Genomic DNA, 18,479 nt, shown 5'->3' with positions numbered 1-18,479 from the left:
CCCCGTCCTTCAGGGCGGAGAATATAAGGCGCGGACTGCGAAGCAGTTCTAAATCAGTGTTAAAATACTACTTCGCTACCGTATTGAATACATCATGCAAATCCGTAAAGCCTTTAAATTCGAACTGATGCCGAACGGCGCACAAATCCGCAAAATGAAACAGTTTTGCGGCTGTTCCCGTTTCGTATTCAATCGGGCTTTGGCGCATCAGAACGAGCAACACGAAGCAGACAAATTGTTTAAATTCAGCTATACCAAAATGACGGCACTGCTGCCCGAATGGAAAAAGGAACTGATTTGGCTGAAAGACTGCCACAGCCAAGTTTTGCAGCAAAGTTTAAAAGATTTGGAAAGTGCGTTCAAAAACTTCTTTGCCAAACGTGCGGATTTTCCTAAATTCAAAAAGAAAGGCGAAAAAGACCGTTTCCGTTTTCCGCAGGGTTGTAAGCTGGAGCAGGGCAACGCACGCATTTGGCTGCCGAAAATCGGTTGGGTGCGCTACCGCAACAGCCGTCAGGTTATGGGTGCAGTCAAAAACGTAACCGTATCGCAGAAATGCGGAAAATGGTTTGTTTCTGTCCAAACCGAATTTGAACAAGAAATCCCACAGCCTAAAGGTGGTGAAATCGGGATTGATATGGGCATTGCCAAATTCGCCACGCTTTCCAACGGTCAGTTTTTTGCGCCGATTAACGTATTTAAAACCTTAAAAGGCAAATTGGCAAAACTGCAAAAGCAGTTCAAGCACAAAACCAAGTTTTCAAACAATTGGCAAAAATTAAAATTTAAAGTCAGCAAACTGCACCACAAAATTGCCAATGTCCGCAAAAACTTCCTGCATCAAACCACCAACACCATCAGCCAAAACCACGCGATTGTGTATGTTGAAGATTTGCAGGTGGCGAATATGGCTAAATCCGCCAAAGGCAATGCGGAACAGCACGGCAAAAATGTGAAGCAAAAATCAGGTTTAAACCGTGTGATTTTAGACCAGTCTTGGTATGAATTTAGGCGGCAATTGGATTATAAATTGTTGTGGCGCGGCGGGTATTTGCTTGCCGTTCCGCCGCAGAATACCAGCCGTTGTTGTCCTGCTTGTAACCACACGGCAAAGGAAAACCGCATCACGCAGGAAAAGTTTGAATGTGTGCAATGCGGTTACTCAAATAATGCCGATGTTGTCGGCGCAATCAATGTATTGAAGCGCGGTCAAGCGATTTTGGCAGCGCAACAGTAGTTAAAAATCAGGGCAGGACGTGTCCGCAGCGCGTGTGAAGTGAACAATGCAGTAAGGTTGTCAGCAGCACGAACCCGCCGAAGTGATTTGCGAGCAGCTTGATGCTGCCCGCAAACGCCGTAGGAATCCCCTTGCTTTGGCAAGGGGAGGATGTCACAAAAACATCAGATTGATGTACACCAGTTGCAGGATAAACACCAAAAATGCCACCATGGTCGCCACCACCCAGTTCAGCTCGGTGGCGGCGGATTGGACGGGCATTTGCACGGGCATTTGCGGCGGGGCGGCGGCGTTGTCGGGCGCGGCAAGGGTGGTGCTGCTGTTTTGTCCGTCGCCCACCAGTGTGAACACCAAGCTGCCGGTGTGGATGGTGATGTTGTTTTGCTGCTGTTCGCTGCCGTTGTTCGGGCGCAGGGCGGGCGGCGATGCGGTGCTGCCGTCTGCGGGCGGATTGACCGACACTTGCGGAATCTGCATGTTCGCGCTTTGCGGGTCGAGCAGGTTGAATGCAAAAGGCTGTTGCCCGACGTCGGCAAAATCACGCGGCGGTTTGGTTTGTGCTTTGGGCACGCGGTATTGCGGGCGTTGCGGGGCTTTTTTGCGCTTGGGCTGGGGTGCGGCGGCTTCGCGCGTGCCTTCGGGCCAGCCGTCTGTGGGCCATACGGGTTCGGCACCCGCGCCGCCGGTGCTGCCCACTTCTTCAAATACGGGGCGCGGCGGGGTTTGGGCGCGTTGTTGTTTGGCGGTTTGGTTTTTGTTTTTTTTCACCAAGCGGAAAATATGCTGGCACTCGCGGCAGACCACCCGCCCTTGCGTTTCGCGCAATTTCGGTTCGGGTATTTGCAAAGGCGATTTGCAACTGGGACAATTGACTTTGATAATGCTCATAATTTGTGTTCGCTCCTAATCGTCAGGCACGTTTGGTGCCGCTCAGGCAGACCCAGCCTTGTTCGTAAACGGGTTCGTCCATGTCGAACCAACGGGCATACAGTGCGTTCAATTCTTCGGTTTGTTCCGCCAAAATGCCCGACAGCACCACGCGCCCGCCGGTGCGGGTACGCGCTGCCAGCACGTGCGCCAATACGCGCAGCGTGTTTGCCAAGATGTTGGCAACGACGATGTCGTATCGGGCGTGGTCGGGCAGGCTGCCGCCATCGCAAAAATCGGCACAAACGTGGTTTTGGGCGGCATTGGCGCGCGCCGCTTCCACCGCTTGCGGGTCGATGTCCACACCAGTGGCGGCAGACGCGCCGAATTTCAGCGCGGCAATCGCCAAAATTCCCGAGCCGCAACCGTAATCCAACACAGTTTCGCCGCCGCGCACACGGGCATCGAGCCAGCGCAGGCACAATTGCGTAGTGGGGTGGCTGCCCGTACCGAACGCCACGCCGGGGTCGAGGCGCAAATGCACGGTACCGTCACCGGCGGGCGCGTCGTGCCAAGTCGGGGTAATCCACAGGCGTTCGCAAATGCGAATCGGCGCAAACTGCGATTGCGTCAGCCGCACCCAATCTTGGTCGGCAAGCGTCTCGACCCGCACGGCGCCGCCCGCTTCGCAGCCGGTTTCGGCACAGGCTGCCGCCACCGCCGCCGCCACATCGGCGTCTTCGGCAAACAGCGCGTTCAACACACAGTGCCGCCACACGCGCCGCGCCATGCCCGGCTCGCCGAAAATCGGCTGTTCGGCATCCGTACCCGCCCCCGCATCTTCAATTGCCACCGACAGCGCCCCCTGCGCCATCAGCGCATCCGACAAAGCGTCCGCCCAATGCTCGGCAACGGGAATGCCCGCTTGCAGATAGCCCATAAATCCTCTAAAAACGGCATAATTACAAACCTGAACAGTTTAACATTTTTCCGCGCAAGATTAAAACGGATTCTGAACGGACGGCGCAGATTGTGGCGAATACGGCGTGTTCGGGCTGAAAAAACTTGCCATTCGCCACAGTCGTGATTAAAATGGCGCGTTTTCGTCAAATTTGATTTCCCGATTAGGAGTTTGTTTTATGGCCAACAGCGCACAGGCGCGCAAACGCGCCCGCCAATCCGTTAAAAACCGTGCCCACAACGCCAGCCAGCGCACCGCTTTCCGCACAGCCGTGAAAAAAGTGCTCAAAGCCGTAGAAGCGGGCGACAAAAACGCCGCGCAGGAAGTGTACCGCCAATCGGTCAAAGTGCTTGACCGCATCGCCGACAAAGGCGTGTTCCACAAAAACAAAGCGGCGCGGCACAAAAGCCGTTTGGCTGCCAAAATCAAAGCCATGGCTTAATGTTTTTCGGATAAACAAGTGCTTGAAAGCCTGCTGTTCCCATAGAACGACAGGCTTTTCTTTATCCCTTACTCGGTCGCCCAACTGACCCAGCCGAACCAATACGTCAGCAAAATCAAGCCGCCAAAAGCAATGCGGTAATACGCGAACGGCACATAATTGTTGCCCGACACAAAGCGCAGCAAAGCACGCACCGCCAGCAAACCCGCCGCAAACGCCGCCACAAAGCCCACCGCAATCAAGCCCACGTCCGACCAAGTAAACAACTGATAATTTTTATAAATATCATAAAACGTTGCCGCCACCATCATCGGCACCGCCAAGAAAAAGGAAAACTCGGTGGCAACTTTGCGCTCCAAGCCCCACCACATGCCGCCCATAATGGTGCTGCCCGAACGCGACGTTCCCGGAATCAAGGCGCAAACCTGCGCCACCCCCACCGCCAAAGCGTCTTTTACCGTCATCGCATCGACATCGCGCACGCGCGGGGTGATGTTTTGCGCCCGTTTCTCCACCCACAGGATAATCAGCCCGCCCACCACCAGCGCCACCGCCACGCTAATCGGATTAAACAAAAACTGCTTGATTTCCTTGCGGAACAGCAAGCCCATCACCGCCGCAGGCACAAACGCCACCGCCAAGTTCAGCACAAAACGGTTTACCGCCGCATCGCGCCCGATGTGGCGCACCACATGCGAAAAACGGCTGCGGTATTCAAACACCACCGCCAGCACCGCGCCCAATTGAATCGCGATTTCAAACACTTTGCCTTTGCTGTGGAAGCCGATTAAATCGCCCGCCACAATCAGATGCCCCGTGCTGGAAATGGGCAGAAATTCGGTCAGCCCTTCAATCACGCCCATCAACAGGGCTTTGAAAATCAATGCAATATCCATATTGTTCTTTCCGATGTGCCAACACGCGGGGCTGCACATCACGCACAGCCCCATGCTTTGCCCCAAGGCGTGTCATCATTTAATTTTTTATACTGAAAATTCAGTGCAATATAAAAATCCGCCATTCCCGCGCAGACGGGAATCCACTGAGCGATGCTTGGCAAGCAATGTTTTATCAAGGTTTGTCGTGCTTCGATGTGGATTCCCGCATTCGCGGGAATGACGGTGCAGGGTTTTCTCGGTCAATTTTGGATTGTCCTACTGAAAATCAGTGCAACATAAAAGACAACGCGCCCCGAAGCATCAACGGTTTACCGAGCCGGCAATCGCCGCGCCCTTGCTTTTCGGGGCGGCGGCGCGGGGTTTGGCGGCGGGTTTTTTCATGCCGCGCTCATCGCGCACTTTTTGCACCAGTTCGTCAATGGTTTTCATGCCTTCGACAAAGTTGGACGAAAACAGCACTTTGTATTTGCCGCCGACAATCACGGTGGGGGTGCTGTTGATGCCGTATTCGGCGGTGCGCGCCGCCATTTGTTTGGCTTGCGCCTGATTGCTGAAGGAGTTGTACGCGGTCAGCAATTTGTTGCCGTCAAAGGATTTTTGCGCTTTCATCCAACGGATGGTTTCGCCGGGGTCGTTGAAATTGACTTTTTCGCTGAAGATGGCATCGTAAATGGCGGGGTTGGCTTTGTCTTTCAAACCCGCTTGATTGACAGCCGCCGCCAAGCGGGCAAAGCCCAAGTGTCCGCTTTCGTCCCAAACGACGTGGTCTGCCTGAAAATAGGTGTCGGCGGCGAAGGTTTTGACGTGTTTGCGGATGACGGGGTCGAGGTTTTTGCAGTGGATGCAGAAGTAGCCGAAAAATTCCAATACTTCGATTTTGTCTTTTTGGGTTTGCGGCATGGGCTTGGACAGGACTTCGTAGTCTTTGCCTTCGGTGAGTGCGGCGGCGTTGCCCGCCAAACCGATGCCCAGCAATACGCCAATCAGGGCTTTTTTCAACAGATTCATGTTGTTCCTTTCTCTCATAGGGTGGTGGTACGGTATTGCCGATGCGGCAATGATTCGGCAAGGCGTTTGCCCTGCCGAATCATTATACTGCCCGCACGGGCGGGATTTCAAACGGCATACGCACAATTATTGTTGTGCGGAACGTTCGTATACGTCGTTCACGCCGTTTTTGTTCAGCCTGTTTTTGGTGTTGCCGGCGCGTTCGCTGTTCATCGGGGCGGTGTGGACGCGGTAAACCGATTTGCCGTCTACTTTGGCTTCGGAGATTTTGGTTTGCACGCCCATCATCGCCAAGCGGGCGCGTTGGGCATCGGCAGCGCGGGCGCTGGAAAACGAGCCTGCCTGCAGGACGACGTTGCCGCCTTTGCTGCCGCTTGCGGCGGGTTTGCTTTCGGTTTTGGCAACGGGTTTGGCGGGTGCGGGTTTGCCTGCAGCTTGGCGTTTGGCGGCTTCACGCGCTTTGTCGATGTTGCCGGTTTCCAAAATCATTTGCGGGGTGGGTTTGGGGTCTTTTGCGGGCGCTTTGGCGGTGGCGGCGGGTTTCGGTTTGGGTGCTTCCGCCAGTTTGGGCGCGGGCTTGGGACGGTTGGCCGCCACGTTGCGTTCGGGGGCGGGGCGGGACGGGGCGGGCTGGGCGCGGCGGACGGGCTGTTCGTTGGGGCGGAACACCGATGTGCCGCGTACCGTGCTTTCGGGTCTGCGCGGTTTGACGGCAGCTTGCGGGGCGGGACGGCTGTCGCGCACTGCCGGTGCGGTTTGCGCTTTGGGCGCGGGTTTGGTTTCGGCAGGTGCGGTTTGCGCTTTGGGCGCGGGTTTGGTTTCGGCAGGTGCGGTTGGCTTGTCTTTGTTTTGCAGGGCGTTGGCTGTGGCGGCGGCGCCGGCTGCCGCGCCGGCTGCGGCGGCGGTTTGGGCGGGCGTTACCGCAGGACGGGTTTCGGAAGCGGCGGCAAGGGCGGGCGCGTCAGCCGTGCCGTGTTCGGGCGCGGGCTGGGAAACGGCGGTTTGCAAGCCGTCTTGCTGCAGGGGCGGGGCAAGCGCCGATGCGTCTGCTTGTGCGGGGGTGCTGCCGCCCAGTGTCGGGTCGTTTTTGAAATCGCGTTTGCTGTTGCCGTTGAGCATCAGCAGCACGGCGATGATAATCATGGTTGCCAAGACCAAGCCTGCCAAGAAGCCGACCAAGCCTTTGCCTTTTTGGGAAGAAGGTGTTTTTTGGGAAGACATGCTGCTTATCCAGTTCGGAAAAATAAAATTGGAAAAAAGATTAGGCGCATTCTAACACGATTTGCCCCGCCGCATTCCAGCACGGCGGGGCAAACGGGGGGTTTGGGGCGGGTGGGGGTGTAACAAATTGTCCACAAAAACATTCACAAGCCGCGCCGCAAGCCCACGGCTTTGAGTATGTGGGCGCGTGTTACCGTGTCGTCGCCCGCCAAGTCCGCCACCGTCCGCGCCACGCGCAAAATGCGGTGGTAGCTGCGTGCCGACAGCGACAGTCGTTCCAATACGGCTGCCAGTGTTTGCCGCGCTTCGCTGCCGATGCCCGCCGCTTCGCCATCCAGCTCGGCGGGCGACAGGGCGGCATTAGTTTTGCCCTGCCGTGCGTTTTGGCGTTGCCGCGCCGCCGCTACCCGTGCCGCCACCGCCGCGCTGCTTTCGCCGGCTCGGGTATGGGTCAGCTCGGCGGCGGAAAGGGCGGGGACTTCGATGGTCAGGTCGATGCGGTCGAGCAAGGGGCCGGAAATTTTGTCGCGGTAACGGCGCACGCTCTCGGGGCTGCAACGGCAGGGCTTGGACGGATGTCCCAAATAACCGCAAGGGCAGGGATTCATCGCGGCAACCAGTTGGAAGGCGGCGGGAAACACGGCGCGGCGGTTGGCACGGGCAATATGCACCACGCCGCTTTCCAAAGGCTCGCGCAGCATTTCCAACACGCGCCGTTCAAACTCGGGCAATTCGTCCAAAAACAACACGCCGCAATGCGCCAGTGAAATTTCGCCCGGACGCGGGTCGGAACCGCCGCCGACCAGCGCCGCCGCGCTGGCACTGTGGTGCGGGCTGCGGAACGGGCGTTGTTGCAGCAAGGCTTCTTCCTGCTGCTGCGTTTGCGGCAGCAGCGAACGTAAAGTCCACACCGCCACGCGCTCTTCCTCGCTCAAGGGCGGCAGAATGCCCGGCAAACGTTGCGCCAGCATCGATTTGCCCGTGCCGGGCGGCCCCACCATCAGCAGACTGTGCGCCCCCGCCGCCGCAATTTCCAATGCCAAACGCGCCGTGTGCTGCCCTTTGACATCGCCCAAATCGGGCAAAGGCACAGACGGCAACGACACCGGCGCACCGGCACGCACGCGCGGCAGCAACGCTGCTCCCGACAAATGCGCCGCCACCGCCCGCAAATCCGCCGCACCGTAAACTTCCGCACCGTCCGACACCGCCGCCTGTGCCGCATTGTCGGCGGGCAGCACGAACGCCCGCCCTGCCAACCGCCCCTGCCGCACCATCGCCAACGCCCCGCGCACCGCCCGCAACCTGCCCGACAACGCCAACTCCCCCGCAAACTCATAACGCGCCAAACCATCGGCGGCAAGCTGCCCCGAAGCCGCCAAAATTCCCAACGCCACCGGCAAATCAAACCGCCCCGACTCCTTCGGCAAATCCGCAGGTGCCAGATTCACCGTGATTTTCTTGGCGGGAAATTCAAAACCGCTCTGCACGATGGCAGCACGGACACGGTCGCGGCTTTCCTTCACCTCCGTATCGGGCAAGCCCACCAAATGAAACTGCGGCAAACCGTTGCCCAAATGCGCCTCCACCTCCACCAAAGGCGCGTCCGTACCGCACAGAGCGCGGCTGTACACCAAAGCAAACGACATCTTTTACACGCCGCCGTCCGCCCCGTTGCTGCTGCGAACCCCGTCGTGCAAAGCCTCCGGCTGCGCCACCGCCTCGGCAGACGGCGCTTCGGGCAAAGCGGCAAGCGCACCGGCTGCGGGCGTTTGCGCCGCTTCCAACGCCGCCAAACGCGCTTCCAATTCGCCCAACTTGGTACGGGTTTTAATCAGCACCTGCTGCTGGATGTCAAACTCCTCGCGGGTAACCACGTCCATTTTTGCCAACGCCCCGCCGAGCATGGCTTTGGCATTTTTTTCCAAATCCTTGGCGGGGCTGTTGGCAATCGTCTCACCCAATTTCGCGGCAAGGTCTTCAAAAAGCTGTTTGGCAATCATTGTTTATTCCAATCGGTAAAAAGATTGGCTATTGTAGCGGCAATCGCCGCAACGGTACAGCACCGCGCTCAATGACACCATTGCCGTTCGCAGGGAATGCCGTCGCCGTTACCGTCCATTTTCACATTCGGACAATTTTGCAGAAAAAATTTGGCTTCTTCGCAAGAAGTCATGTGCGAACAATGGGTTCGTCCATCACAACGAAATGGCTGCCGGAGAGCGGGCGGCGGCGTGCTCGACACATGCCGCGTTGCCACCGCGTGCATCTGCCCGTCTCCCGCCCGCTCCCCCTCCTGCCCGCGCCCGAAAACATACCAAATCAAGCCCAACGCAATCAGCACCGTCATTGTCCACTTATTCATGTCCGACCTTTCTGTTTTCCCGTTCTACGGGGAAACTTCGTTTTGAAAATCGTATTATAAAGCCTAATTTCTCTGCTTAAAACCCAAAATTCGTATTTTAAATACCTTAAACAAAGCGTGCTTCTCAACGACCATGCGCCCATTCGCACCGCAGGAATCCCGTGCATGACGCCGATTTTGGAAAACCCCGATGCCGTCAGCCGCCGCATCGGTCAAGCCATCGCCCGCCGCCGCCGCGCAAGCGGACACACGCAAGAACACATTGCCGAAATGCTCAATATCGGCAGCGAAACCGTTTCACGCATCGAACGCGGCTTGATTGTGCCGAATATTTTACGGCTGCTGGAATTTGCACAACTGTTTGATTGCACGGTATACGATTTTTTGTCGGACAGCATGCCCGCGCCACTGCCCGCGTCCGCAAACCCCGCCGCACACCGGTTGGCGCAATTGTTGGACGGCTTGGACGCAAACGATTGCGAATTGCTGTTGGACTTCGCCGCCGCCTTTGCCACACGCCTGAAACGGGCGCAAACATAAAAAAACCGCCCGCCGTTTTCGGCACGGCGGGCAGGGCGTTGGCAAACGGATTTTATTTCTGGTTGGCTTGAATCAACTGTGCCAACTGCGGCATGGGCGCGTAACCGCTTTGCACCTTGCCGTTGGGGAACACCATGGTGGGCGTGCCGTTGAAGCCGTATTCCAAGCCCAAATTCATCACGTCTTCAATCGGATTTTTACAATCGGCGACTTTCGGCGGGTTTTTGCCTTTACGCATCCAGTCCGTCCACGCTTGGGTGCGGTCGGGCTGGCACCAAATCTGCACCGATTTTTGATAGGCGCGCGGGTGCAGCGTGGGAATCGGCATCAGAAAGCTGTAAATGGTAACGTCCGTCATTTTGGCAAATTCGCCTTCCAAACGTTTGCAGAACGGGCAATCGGGGTCGGAAAACACCACCACTTTGTCTTTGCCGTTGCCGCGCACTTCTTTTACCGCTTTGTTCAAAGGCAGTTTGGAAAAATCAATCGCGCTCAATTCGGCACGGCGTTCTTCGGTCAGGCTCGTGCCGTCTTTGGTGCGAATCAAATCGCCGACAATCATGTATTCGCCCGCAGCATCGGTATAAACCACCTGACGGCTGTCGGTAACGACTTCGTACACGTCTTTCATCGGCGTGGCATGGACGCTTTTGATTTTCAAGCCTTGTTCGGCATAATTTTTTTCCAGCGTGCGGACGATGGTTTGCGCGGTGGCGGCGGCAACGCCTTCGCCTGCGGCGGCGGGCGCGCTTTTGGCGGCGGAAGCGGCTTTGGGTGCGGCCGGCACGTCGCCGCACGCCGCCATCGCCAACACGAGGGCGGGAATCAGAACACGCAGGGACGGGGTGGTTTTCAACATCGACATTCCTTTCGGTTTACGGGCATTGCCGGCATGCCCGATTTGCCGTTCACGGCAACCGCAACGCGCCGGCAAGGGCTTTTCGGATTCAAACCGCGCATTATGCCCGAAAGCGGCACGCCATTTGCCAAATTTAACACAATTTTTTATCCGCGCCTTTTCAGCGCCGCCGCCGCGTGCCACAATCGCCTTTTTGCCAACCCGCCCCCCCAAACCATGACCCCGATTCTCGCTTTCGACATCGAAACCGTTCCCGACACCCGCGCCGTGCGCCTGCTCAACGGCTTGCCCGGGCATCTGAACGACACGGAAACCGCCGAATACGCCCTACAGCAGTGCCGCGCCCGCACCGGCAAAGATTTCCTGCCCCTGCACCTGCACCGCATCGTTGCCGTTGCCTGCTGTTTGCGCTGGAACGGCAAAATCCACATCGCCGCCATCGGCAGCCCCGAAGACGATGAAGCCCAAATCATCGGCAAATTTTTCAGCCTGTTCGACAAATACACGCCGCAACTGGTCAGTTGGAACGGCGGCGGCTTCGACCTGCCCGTTTTGCACTACCGCGCCCTGATGCACGGCATCAACGCCGCCCGCTACTGGGACACCGGCGAAGGGCGCTTTGCCGACAGCCGCGATTTCAAATGGAACAACTACATCAGCCGCTACCACCACCGCCATTGCGACCTGATGGACGTGCTTTCCCTGTACAACGGACGCGCCGCCGTGCCTTTGGACGACATTGCCAAACTGTGCGGCTTTCCGGGCAAGCTGGGCATGGACGGCAGCCAAGTGCGCCAAGCCCACCAAGACGGCAAAATCCACGAAATCCGCGACTACTGCGAAACCGATGCCGCCAATACCTATCTGATGTACCTGCGTTTTTGCCTGATAAGCGGACGCTTGGACGAAACCGCCTACCACGCCGAAGTGCAGATGTTCAAACAGCACATCGGCGAACTGGCGGCAAGCAAAGCCCATTGGGCGGAATTTGCCGCCGCGTGGGACGGACAGGCATAAAACGGCAACGGCGGCGGTTCTGCCATTCGGTCAAGTACCGCCGCACAACGCCCGCCAAACTTTGAGCGCGTCTGCCGTTTCGCGCACATCGTGCACGCGCAGTACCGCCGCACCGCGTTCCGCCGCAAACAGCGCCGCCGCCACACTGCCCGAAACCCGTTCCGCCGGCACGCCGCGCCCCGTGATTTCGCCAATCATGCGTTTGCGCGACACCCCCGCCAGCACCGGCAAACCGCCGCACGCCGCCGCCAGCTCGGGCAGCGAGCGCAGCAAATCCACGTTGTGCGCCAAAGTTTTGCCGAAACCGAAACCCACGTCCAACATCAGGCGCGGCGCGGCGATGCCCGCTTCGCTACACGCCCGCACGCGGTCGTGCAAATAGCCCGCCACTTCGCCGACCACATCGTGGTAATGCGGATTGTGCTGCATGGTTTGCGGCTGCCCGCGCATGTGCATCAGGCACACGCCCGCCGCGTGCCGCGCCAGCAGGGGCAACGCGCCTTCGTCTTCCAAAGCCTGAACATCGTTGATGATGTCGGCAAAACCCGCGTCCAACGCCTGCCGCATTACCGCCGTGCGCCGCGTGTCCACGCTCACCGGCACGTTCCAGCGCGACACTTCCGCCAGCACGGGGGCGATGCGCCGCCATTCTTCATCGGGCGGCACGGGCAGCGCATCGGGGCGGGTGGATTCGCCGCCGATGTCCAGAATGTCCGCGCCGTCCTGCAGCAGTTGCTCGGCGTGGCGCAGCGCGGCGGCGGGGTCGGCGGAATACCTTCCGCCATCGGAAAACGAGTCGGGGGTGAGATTGACGATGCCCATGATTTTGGGCGCGGACAGGTCAATTTGAAAACGGGTGGTTTGCCAAAACATCATTATTTTTCGGAAAAGCTAAAAAAACGATGGTAGCGCGTTTTCTGCAGAATGAACAATCAGAACGCACTATCCGCACACCAAACAAAAACGGAACAAGCCCGAGCTCATTCCGTTTCAACATTCAAACCACCTGTAATTTAAGGTGCTTTGCTGCTCTTGCGCACACCCACATTGTAAATGCAACCGCCATTCCGAGGGTCGATGCCATCATAGGGCAGCCAACCTGTGCTTCGTACTTGACCATTGCGAACGAAAACAATATTGTATTTAACTGCACGCAATGGCAAATCCTTTTTAAATACAAAACGTGCAGGTCTGTTCTGCATTAAAGTTGCTTGGCTGTGGTAGCCTGCACTCAATCCGCCATACTGCGCATTAACATTACCGCCAGATGTATTGGTTTCTTGAGATGGGTTTTCGTAATTCATCGCATATGATTTGCGTGTTCTCAAACATTTTCCATGAAAAATCCCTGTAATGTGAATCACCGCCGAATGCACAGCACGGTCGAATTGAATACTAAATGTCCGTGCACCTGAAAACTTATTATCAAGAGAATAAGATGTAGTGTAAAAAACGTCATCAATATCATTTGCTACTGCTGGCGCCACCGTTACCGCACCCAACACGACCACTGCCAATGCTTTTGAAAAAAACTTGCGCATCATCATTTCCTTTGTTAAGATGGATTAGAGTTTGACGACAACAGATATCTCTGTTGCTGTTATCAATCATATAGATAAAATACCATGTTGAACAGGAAACGAACCACCAAAATCAAACCATTCACCCACCCGATTAAGATGTGTTTGTATCGATTCCCGCTCAACTCACTTGGAACATTATTGCCATGTTTCAACTCACAGGGCTGCACATAAAACACAGCTCTATGCCTTACCCTAATTCGGACGGGGTTACGCCCCGACCGAATAAAAAATCCATTTTACCGCCGTAAACTGCGGGGTTTCAAACCAAAAAAGGAATTTTGATGAATATTTTGGAACAAATCCGCACTGTGCGCGAATGCAAGAACCTTTCTCAAGAACAAATGGCGAAAAAATTAAACATGACAACGGGTAATTACAGCAAATTGGAGCGCGGTGAAAGCGGAATGAATGTGGATAAATTGGCAGAAATTGCCAAAGTTTTCGGTATGGATTTAAAAACTTTGTTGTCGGTGGAAGGCAAAATGCCCGTTTATCAAATCCCTGATAATCAGTCGCCCATCAGCCAATCGCCGCCGATGTTTCATTCCAGTTATTATTATGTGGCGGGCGATGCGGAAGTGGAAAAGCTGATGTCGCAAATCAAGCATCAAAATGAGCTGTTGGCAGAAAAACAAGCACAAATCCACCAACAAAACGAGCAAATTCAAACCTTGAAAAATCAAGTGGCAATGGCGCAAGAGATGATTGCACTGCTCAAATTGTCCCAAGCCAAATAGTGCGCTGTATTTTGACCGTTCTGCTCTTGCCGGCAGAACGGTTTTGTTATGCCGTTTTGCCGCGCACGATGTCGCCAATGATAAGGCGGTTGGGGTGCAGGGCGTGGCGCAGCCGTGCCGACAATACGTGCGGCAAGCCGAGTATTTGCGCGGCTGTTTCGGCGGCACACACGGGCGCGGTAATCAGTCCGCGACTGCCGTGTGCGGTGTTTGTCCACACATTCGGCACGTAGGGACAAGGGGTATGTTGGGACAGATTTTTGTCTTTTGCCAGCGCGGCATAGCTTTGGCGCATGGCAGCAGCATCGCCCACCGCGCCGACAACGGGCAGATGGTCGCGGCTGTCGCAGCGCACGGCAGCGTGTCCGCCCGTGTCGGTTGCGCCCAATTGCCGTGCCAAAAACGGATTCAATTGCGCCAACAAACGGCGGTTGTGGGCGTGTTCGCTGTCGCGCCACGCGGTATCGGCATCGTTGGGGACGAAGCTTGCGCCGTAGGTATGGGCATCGCGCCATGCGGGGGCGATGTAGCCCGCACCCGACAAAGCGGCTTTCAGTGTGCGGCTGGCGGGGGTGGCGCGTGCCGATGCGCTTTGTCCGCGTATCAGGCGCAAGGGCAAATCGCCGACAAAAGGCAGACGCACGCTGTCCGCACCGCCGCACAAAACCAGATGCGATGCCTGAAAGCTGCCGCGCGTGGTGTGCAGATGCCACATGCCGCCGACACGTTCCGCTTGGCACAAGCGCGTTTGCGTATGCGTTTCAATGCCCTTTTGCGCCAACAGCGCCGACACCAGCGCGGCGGGGTTCAGCCACACGCCCTGTTGCCAATACAGGGCATTGTGGGCAACAGGTACGCCCGCAATCTGCGCGGCTTCCGCCGCCGACACCGCACGGTACAGATGGGCATGATGAACGTGCGCCGCCAATTGGCGGTGGCGGCGGGCTTCCCGGTCGTCAAAATCCAAATGCAACACCCCTGCCCCGCCCCATGCTTCGCCATCGGGCAACAGCGTTTCCAGCAGATAACGGCTGTAACCGTAGCCCGCCAACAACAATTCCGTTTGGCAAGTGGCGTGGGCGGAAATTTTGGCATACAACAAGCCCTGACGGTTGCCCGACGCCGCCGATGCGGGCGCATTTGCCGCTTCCAACACCGTTACCGCCACGCCGTGCCGTGCCAGCTCATACGCCGTTGCCGCCCCCGCAATCCCCGCCCCGACCACCGCCACCCCTTGCACGGGCGCAACCGGCGGCACGCTCAGCCACACCTTTTCCCGCACGGGCGCGGTTTGCGCGACAGGCTCGTCCGCCCAATGCACCGGCGCACCGGCGTATTCTTGCCAACGTTCGGCACAACGGCGCGGCATCAGCCGCAGCCACACACCGTCCGCCAGCTCTGCCGGCACGGAAGCCGCCACATTTTGGGCGCAACGCGTCAGCGCGTGCAAACGCCCTTGCCACACCGGCGCACCTGCGCCCGCTTCGGAATAACGCGGCGGCGCACCGTCAAAACACAGCAGCAAATGCAGGGGACGCTGCCGCACCCGCGCCAACACCGCCGCAATCCCGTCCACAGACGGCGGCGCTGCCCAAGCCCACACAAACATCATGGCATCCTTTAAAAAAACGGCGTAAAATCATCATTGCCCATACATTGCCCCGAAGCGGACAGAATTGGGGCGCATCATCGTGTGCATTTTCATGCGGAAAATCAATATAAAACCACCGTGCCAGTTGATGACACGTCCCGCCCCGTCCGCACACAAGCCGATTTTCCCCCCGCAAACAGCAAAATTTTAAACCGAAAAGGAATTTTGATGAAAAACATCGCCATCATCAACGGCCCGAATCTCAACCTGCTCGGCACACGCGAACCGCACCTGTACGGCTCGGCAACGCTGGCAGACATTTCCGCCCGCTTGGACGGCATCGCCGGCAAACACAACGTTGCCCTGTCGCACCACCAGCACAACGGCGAAGGCGCACTCATCGACACCGTCCACGCCCTGCGCGGCAATACCGACATGATTATCTTGAACGCGGGCGCATATACCCACAGCAGCATCGCCCTGCGCGATGCCCTCGCTGCCGTGTGCATTCCCTTTGTGGAAGTGCATGTATCCAACGTTTATGCCCGCGAACCGTTCCGCCACCACTCCTATTTGTCCGACCAAGCCGTTGGCGTGATTGCCGGACTGGGCACTTTCGGCTACGAAGCGGCATTGCTGTTTTGCATCGACTATCTGCACCATTAGGGCGTGTCATCAATTGACCGAAAAAACGCTGCGCCGTCATTCCCGCGCATGCGGGAATCCAAATCGAAGCACGACAAGCCTTGATAAAACATCGCTTGCCGAGCATTGCACAGTGGATTCCCGCATGCGCGGGCATGATGGATTTTTTATATTGCACTGAATTTTCAGTATAAAAAATTAATTGATGACACGCCTTAGCCCAACCTTAAAAATCAACGGAACGAAAACCTGTCAATTTTTCACCGCAAACACCTGCCGCAAATACGCCAAAAACGTATCGTTGTCGGTAACGGTTTTGCCCGGCGTGTCGGAAATCTTCGCCACCGACTGCCCGTTGCACTCCACCAGCTTCAACACGATGTTCAGCGTTTCGTGTCCCAAATCGTTGGTGAAATTGGTGCCGATGCCGAAGCTGGTTTTGAAACGCCCTTTGAAATACTGGTGCAAATCCCACGCCTTTTCCAAAGTCAAACCGTCTGAAAAGGTGAGCATTTTGGTGCGGCTGTCGATTTTGAGCTTGCGGTAGTGCGCGTACGCCTTGTCGCCCCAAGCGTAGGGGTCGCCGCTATCGTGGCGCAAGCCGTCAAACAGTTTGGCGAAATACAGGTCAAAATCGCGCAAAAACGCGTCAATCCCCACCACATCGGTGAGCGCGATGCCCAAATCGCCGCGATACTCGCGCACCCACGCTTCCAACGCCGCTTTTTGGAAATTGCGCAAACGCACGTCCAATGCCTGAAACGCCTGCAAAAATTCGTGCGCCATCGTGCCGATGGGGGTCAAACCCAATGTTTTGGCAAGGTAAACGTTGCTGGTGCCGCGAAACAGTTCGGGGGCTGCCTGAAACAGGGTTTGCACCACATGTTGCTGCCACGCAAAGGTGTAGCGGCGGCGCGTGCCGAAGTCGGAAATCAAAAACGGCGGGTCGTCCGGATTTTGTTTGGCGGCGTAGGCGCGTAACAGTGCGGCTTTCGCCTGCAAACGCCGTTCGCCTTCTTCCAGCACTTCGGGCGTTTCCAAACGGCGGAAATACAGTTCGTTCACCATCGCCAAGATGTAGATTTCAAAAAACATCGCCTGAATCATCGGGCCTTCCACGCGGATATTCAGGCGACCGTCCGCGCCCGCCGACACTTGGACAAAACGGCGTTTGAGCTGGAACAACTCCAAATAATCGACAAAATCGCTTTTGATAAAACGCAGCGAGCGCAGATACGCCAATTCATCGGGCGCAAGACGCAGTTCGCACAGGTGGTCGAGTTCGCGTTCCAAATCGGCGCGGATGTCGGCAAGCGGATAGACGGTTTGCGCGTTGCGGCAACGGAATTCGTAAACGCTGTGGGTTTCGGGAAATTGGTGCAACACCACTTGCAGCATGGTGAATTTGTACAAATCGGTGTCGAGCAGGGAACGGATAATCGGCATGGCTGGCTGAATGGCAGGTGGAAAACGCCCATTATATAACGGATTGCGCCGCGATAATGCTTGTGTGCGCCCCCGACATCGGCAAAAAGTGAATTTGTGTTAAAATCCGCTTTCTTTTTTTGCCGCGTGCCGCAATCTGCGAAAGGAAGCGATGATGAAAGCCCCGTCCGTTTTTGCCAAACTGTTGCATCCCGATGTCTTGGCGCGTTTTGCGGTGTATGGCCGCCTGATGCGGCTCGACCGTCCCATCGGCACGCTGCTGTTGTTGTGGCCGACTTTGTGGGCGGTGTGGATTGCGGCAGACGGACGACCCGATTTTACCGTATTGGCGGCATTTGCCATCGGCACGTTTCTGATGCGCAGCGCGGGCTGCGTGGTAAACGACTGGGCAGACCGCGACATCGACCGCCACGTCGCCCGCACCGCCGACCGCCCCGCCGCACAAGACCTGGTCAGCAAAAAAGAAGTGGTGAAGCTGGTGGGCGTATTGTGCTTTCTCGCCGCCCTGTGCCTGATTCCCTTCAACGCCAAAACATGGCTGCTCGCCGTACCCGCACTGTTTTTGGCGTTCACCTACCCCTACACCAAACGCTTCTTCCCCGTGCCGCAGCTTTATCTGGGGCTGGCATTTTCCTTCGGCATACCGATGGTGTTTATGGCGACACTGGGCGAAATCCCCAAACTGGCATGGTGGCTGTTTGCCGCCAACGTCTTTTGGACACTCGCCTACGACACCATCTACGCCATCGCCGACAAAGCCGACGATGCCAAACTGCCGATTAAAACCGCCGCACTCACCTTGGGGCGCTACGATGCCGAAGGCGCCATGCTCAGCTACGCCGTATTTGATTTGCTGATGATGCAGGTGGGGCTGATGATTGGCGCCGTGTGGCTGTACTGGCTGATGCTGGTGGTGGTCGTATGCCGCCAATGGCACTTCTACATCCGCATCCAAACCCGCGACCCGAAAGCCTGTTTCGACACCTTTGTCGCCAACAACACCATCGGACTGCTGTGGTTTATCGGCATTTTGATGCACTACGCCTATATTTGACTGTTCA

General features: G+C 56.8%; 20 protein-coding genes. 7 read left to right on the top strand and 13 right to left on the bottom strand.

Going from position 1 to position 18,479, the window contains the following annotated elements; translation table 11 throughout:
* Positions 1-94 precede the first annotated feature (94 nt).
* Complete coding sequence (locus tag G392_RS0102885; RefSeq protein ID WP_027009006.1) at positions 95-1,237, top strand: RNA-guided endonuclease InsQ/TnpB family protein; 1,143 nt, start codon at positions 95-97, stop codon at positions 1,235-1,237.
* Between the two features lie 153 nt (positions 1,238-1,390).
* Here G392_RS0102885 and G392_RS12980 read toward each other — a convergent pair whose 3' ends face one another.
* Positions 1,391-2,125 carry a zinc ribbon domain-containing protein gene (locus G392_RS12980; protein WP_051255538.1) on the bottom strand — a complete coding sequence of 245 codons (735 nt, stop codon included), beginning with the start codon at positions 2,123-2,125 and terminating at the stop codon, positions 1,391-1,393.
* A gap of 22 nt (positions 2,126-2,147) precedes the next feature.
* Positions 2,148-3,044, bottom strand: a complete 897-nt coding sequence (gene prmA / locus G392_RS0102865) for a 50S ribosomal protein L11 methyltransferase (RefSeq protein ID WP_027009003.1) — start codon at positions 3,042-3,044, stop codon at positions 2,148-2,150.
* 199 nt (positions 3,045-3,243) lie between these two features.
* Here prmA and rpsT point away from each other — a divergent pair, with 199 nt between their 5' ends.
* A complete protein-coding gene (gene rpsT / locus G392_RS0102860) occupies positions 3,244-3,507 on the top strand; it encodes a 30S ribosomal protein S20 (RefSeq protein ID WP_027009002.1) in 264 nt (87 codons plus the stop codon).
* A gap of 68 nt (positions 3,508-3,575) precedes the next feature.
* Here the strand turns inward: rpsT and G392_RS0102855 are convergent, their stop codons facing one another.
* The 6 genes from G392_RS0102855 to G392_RS14360 form a co-directional block, all read right to left on the bottom strand.
* Complete coding sequence (locus tag G392_RS0102855; RefSeq protein WP_027009001.1) at positions 3,576-4,403, bottom strand: undecaprenyl-diphosphate phosphatase; 828 nt, start codon at positions 4,401-4,403, stop codon at positions 3,576-3,578.
* A 303-nt stretch (positions 4,404-4,706) separates the two neighbouring features.
* On the bottom strand, positions 4,707-5,414 hold the full coding sequence (locus G392_RS0102840; RefSeq protein ID WP_034334271.1) for a thiol:disulfide interchange protein DsbA/DsbL: 708 nt from the start codon (positions 5,412-5,414) through the stop codon (positions 4,707-4,709).
* Positions 5,415-5,540: 126 nt separating this feature from the next.
* Complete coding sequence (locus G392_RS12975; protein WP_027008999.1) at positions 5,541-6,635, bottom strand: SPOR domain-containing protein; 1,095 nt, start codon at positions 6,633-6,635, stop codon at positions 5,541-5,543.
* 143 nt (positions 6,636-6,778) lie between these two features.
* On the bottom strand, positions 6,779-8,284 hold the full coding sequence (locus tag G392_RS0102830; protein WP_027008998.1) for a YifB family Mg chelatase-like AAA ATPase: 1,506 nt from the start codon (positions 8,282-8,284) through the stop codon (positions 6,779-6,781).
* A 3-nt stretch (positions 8,285-8,287) separates the two neighbouring features.
* A complete protein-coding gene (locus tag G392_RS11955) occupies positions 8,288-8,638 on the bottom strand; it encodes an accessory factor UbiK family protein (RefSeq protein WP_051255537.1) in 351 nt (116 codons plus the stop codon).
* A gap of 68 nt (positions 8,639-8,706) precedes the next feature.
* Positions 8,707-9,000 carry an excalibur calcium-binding domain-containing protein gene (locus G392_RS14360; protein WP_027008997.1) on the bottom strand — a complete coding sequence of 98 codons (294 nt, stop codon included), beginning with the start codon at positions 8,998-9,000 and terminating at the stop codon, positions 8,707-8,709.
* Positions 9,001-9,165: 165 nt separating this feature from the next.
* Here G392_RS14360 and G392_RS0102815 point away from each other — a divergent pair, with 165 nt between their 5' ends.
* Positions 9,166-9,540, top strand: a complete 375-nt coding sequence (locus tag G392_RS0102815; protein WP_027008996.1) for a helix-turn-helix domain-containing protein — start codon at positions 9,166-9,168, stop codon at positions 9,538-9,540.
* A 52-nt stretch (positions 9,541-9,592) separates the two neighbouring features.
* Here the strand turns inward: G392_RS0102815 and G392_RS0102810 are convergent, their stop codons facing one another.
* A complete protein-coding gene (locus tag G392_RS0102810) occupies positions 9,593-10,399 on the bottom strand; it encodes a DsbC family protein (RefSeq protein WP_034334337.1) in 807 nt (268 codons plus the stop codon).
* Positions 10,400-10,615: 216 nt separating this feature from the next.
* On the opposite strand from G392_RS0102810, the gene G392_RS0102805 reads away from it, so the two are divergent.
* Positions 10,616-11,416 (top strand): 3'-5' exonuclease, encoded by an 801-nt coding sequence (locus tag G392_RS0102805; RefSeq protein ID WP_027008994.1) that lies wholly within the window; start codon positions 10,616-10,618, stop codon positions 11,414-11,416.
* A gap of 30 nt (positions 11,417-11,446) precedes the next feature.
* On the opposite strand, the gene folP is transcribed toward G392_RS0102805, so the two are convergent.
* Both folP and G392_RS13510 read right to left on the bottom strand, forming a co-directional pair.
* Positions 11,447-12,289, bottom strand: coding sequence for a dihydropteroate synthase (folP, locus tag G392_RS0102800; protein ID WP_376986838.1), 843 nt, complete (start codon positions 12,287-12,289; stop codon positions 11,447-11,449).
* 140 nt (positions 12,290-12,429) lie between these two features.
* Positions 12,430-12,963, bottom strand: a complete 534-nt coding sequence (locus tag G392_RS13510) for a hypothetical protein (RefSeq protein WP_156900774.1) — start codon at positions 12,961-12,963, stop codon at positions 12,430-12,432.
* Positions 12,964-13,280: 317 nt separating this feature from the next.
* Between G392_RS13510 and G392_RS11950 the strand changes: the two genes are divergently transcribed.
* A complete protein-coding gene (locus G392_RS11950; protein WP_051255535.1) occupies positions 13,281-13,736 on the top strand; it encodes a helix-turn-helix domain-containing protein in 456 nt (151 codons plus the stop codon).
* 46 nt (positions 13,737-13,782) lie between these two features.
* On the opposite strand, the gene mnmC1 is transcribed toward G392_RS11950, so the two are convergent.
* Positions 13,783-15,348: an FAD-dependent 5-carboxymethylaminomethyl-2-thiouridine(34) oxidoreductase MnmC1 gene (gene mnmC1 / locus G392_RS0102785; RefSeq protein WP_245571910.1), complete on the bottom strand. Its 1,566-nt coding sequence runs from the start codon at positions 15,346-15,348 to the stop codon at positions 13,783-13,785.
* Between the two features lie 207 nt (positions 15,349-15,555).
* Here mnmC1 and aroQ point away from each other — a divergent pair, with 207 nt between their 5' ends.
* Positions 15,556-15,993, top strand: coding sequence for a type II 3-dehydroquinate dehydratase (gene aroQ / locus G392_RS0102780; RefSeq protein ID WP_034334331.1), 438 nt, complete (start codon positions 15,556-15,558; stop codon positions 15,991-15,993).
* 231 nt (positions 15,994-16,224) lie between these two features.
* Here the strand turns inward: aroQ and pncB are convergent, their stop codons facing one another.
* Positions 16,225-17,418 (bottom strand): nicotinate phosphoribosyltransferase, encoded by a 1,194-nt coding sequence (gene pncB / locus G392_RS0102775; RefSeq protein ID WP_027008990.1) that lies wholly within the window; start codon positions 17,416-17,418, stop codon positions 16,225-16,227.
* Positions 17,419-17,572: 154 nt separating this feature from the next.
* On the opposite strand from pncB, the gene ubiA reads away from it, so the two are divergent.
* Positions 17,573-18,472 (top strand): 4-hydroxybenzoate octaprenyltransferase, encoded by a 900-nt coding sequence (ubiA, locus tag G392_RS0102770; RefSeq protein WP_051255558.1) that lies wholly within the window; start codon positions 17,573-17,575, stop codon positions 18,470-18,472.
* The last annotated feature ends 7 nt before the right edge of the window (positions 18,473-18,479 follow it).

This window comes from Conchiformibius kuhniae DSM 17694 (assembly GCF_000428785.1).
In the GTDB taxonomy this organism is placed as follows: domain Bacteria; phylum Pseudomonadota; class Gammaproteobacteria; order Burkholderiales; family Neisseriaceae; genus Conchiformibius; species Conchiformibius kuhniae.
This window is presented reverse-complemented; position numbering and strand designations above follow the sequence as displayed.

What these genes read in the sequence shown, in the direction of transcription:
- G392_RS0102885 (WP_027009006.1), top strand. Translation starts at nt 95, where the DNA reads ATGCAAATCCGTAAAGCCTTTAAATTCGAACTGATGCCGAACGGCGCA.
- G392_RS12980 (WP_051255538.1), bottom strand. Translation starts at nt 2,125, where the DNA reads ATGAGCATTATCAAAGTCAATTGTCCCAGTTGCAAATCGCCTTTGCAA.
- prmA (WP_027009003.1), bottom strand. Translation starts at nt 3,044, where the DNA reads ATGGGCTATCTGCAAGCGGGCATTCCCGTTGCCGAGCATTGGGCGGAC.
- rpsT (WP_027009002.1), top strand. Translation starts at nt 3,244, where the DNA reads ATGGCCAACAGCGCACAGGCGCGCAAACGCGCCCGCCAATCCGTTAAA.
- G392_RS0102855 (WP_027009001.1), bottom strand. Translation starts at nt 4,403, where the DNA reads ATGGATATTGCATTGATTTTCAAAGCCCTGTTGATGGGCGTGATTGAA.
- G392_RS0102840 (WP_034334271.1), bottom strand. Translation starts at nt 5,414, where the DNA reads ATGAATCTGTTGAAAAAAGCCCTGATTGGCGTATTGCTGGGCATCGGT.
- G392_RS12975 (WP_027008999.1), bottom strand. Translation starts at nt 6,635, where the DNA reads ATGTCTTCCCAAAAAACACCTTCTTCCCAAAAAGGCAAAGGCTTGGTC.
- G392_RS0102830 (WP_027008998.1), bottom strand. Translation starts at nt 8,284, where the DNA reads ATGTCGTTTGCTTTGGTGTACAGCCGCGCTCTGTGCGGTACGGACGCG.
- G392_RS11955 (WP_051255537.1), bottom strand. Translation starts at nt 8,638, where the DNA reads ATGATTGCCAAACAGCTTTTTGAAGACCTTGCCGCGAAATTGGGTGAG.
- G392_RS14360 (WP_027008997.1), bottom strand. Translation starts at nt 9,000, where the DNA reads ATGAATAAGTGGACAATGACGGTGCTGATTGCGTTGGGCTTGATTTGG.
- G392_RS0102815 (WP_027008996.1), top strand. Translation starts at nt 9,166, where the DNA reads ATGACGCCGATTTTGGAAAACCCCGATGCCGTCAGCCGCCGCATCGGT.
- G392_RS0102810 (WP_034334337.1), bottom strand. Translation starts at nt 10,399, where the DNA reads ATGTTGAAAACCACCCCGTCCCTGCGTGTTCTGATTCCCGCCCTCGTG.
- G392_RS0102805 (WP_027008994.1), top strand. Translation starts at nt 10,616, where the DNA reads ATGACCCCGATTCTCGCTTTCGACATCGAAACCGTTCCCGACACCCGC.
- folP (WP_376986838.1), bottom strand. Translation starts at nt 12,289, where the DNA reads ATGTTTTGGCAAACCACCCGTTTTCAAATTGACCTGTCCGCGCCCAAA.
- G392_RS13510 (WP_156900774.1), bottom strand. Translation starts at nt 12,963, where the DNA reads ATGATGATGCGCAAGTTTTTTTCAAAAGCATTGGCAGTGGTCGTGTTG.
- G392_RS11950 (WP_051255535.1), top strand. Translation starts at nt 13,281, where the DNA reads ATGAATATTTTGGAACAAATCCGCACTGTGCGCGAATGCAAGAACCTT.
- mnmC1 (WP_245571910.1), bottom strand. Translation starts at nt 15,348, where the DNA reads ATGATGTTTGTGTGGGCTTGGGCAGCGCCGCCGTCTGTGGACGGGATT.
- aroQ (WP_034334331.1), top strand. Translation starts at nt 15,556, where the DNA reads ATGAAAAACATCGCCATCATCAACGGCCCGAATCTCAACCTGCTCGGC.
- pncB (WP_027008990.1), bottom strand. Translation starts at nt 17,418, where the DNA reads ATGCCGATTATCCGTTCCCTGCTCGACACCGATTTGTACAAATTCACC.
- ubiA (WP_051255558.1), top strand. Translation starts at nt 17,573, where the DNA reads ATGAAAGCCCCGTCCGTTTTTGCCAAACTGTTGCATCCCGATGTCTTG.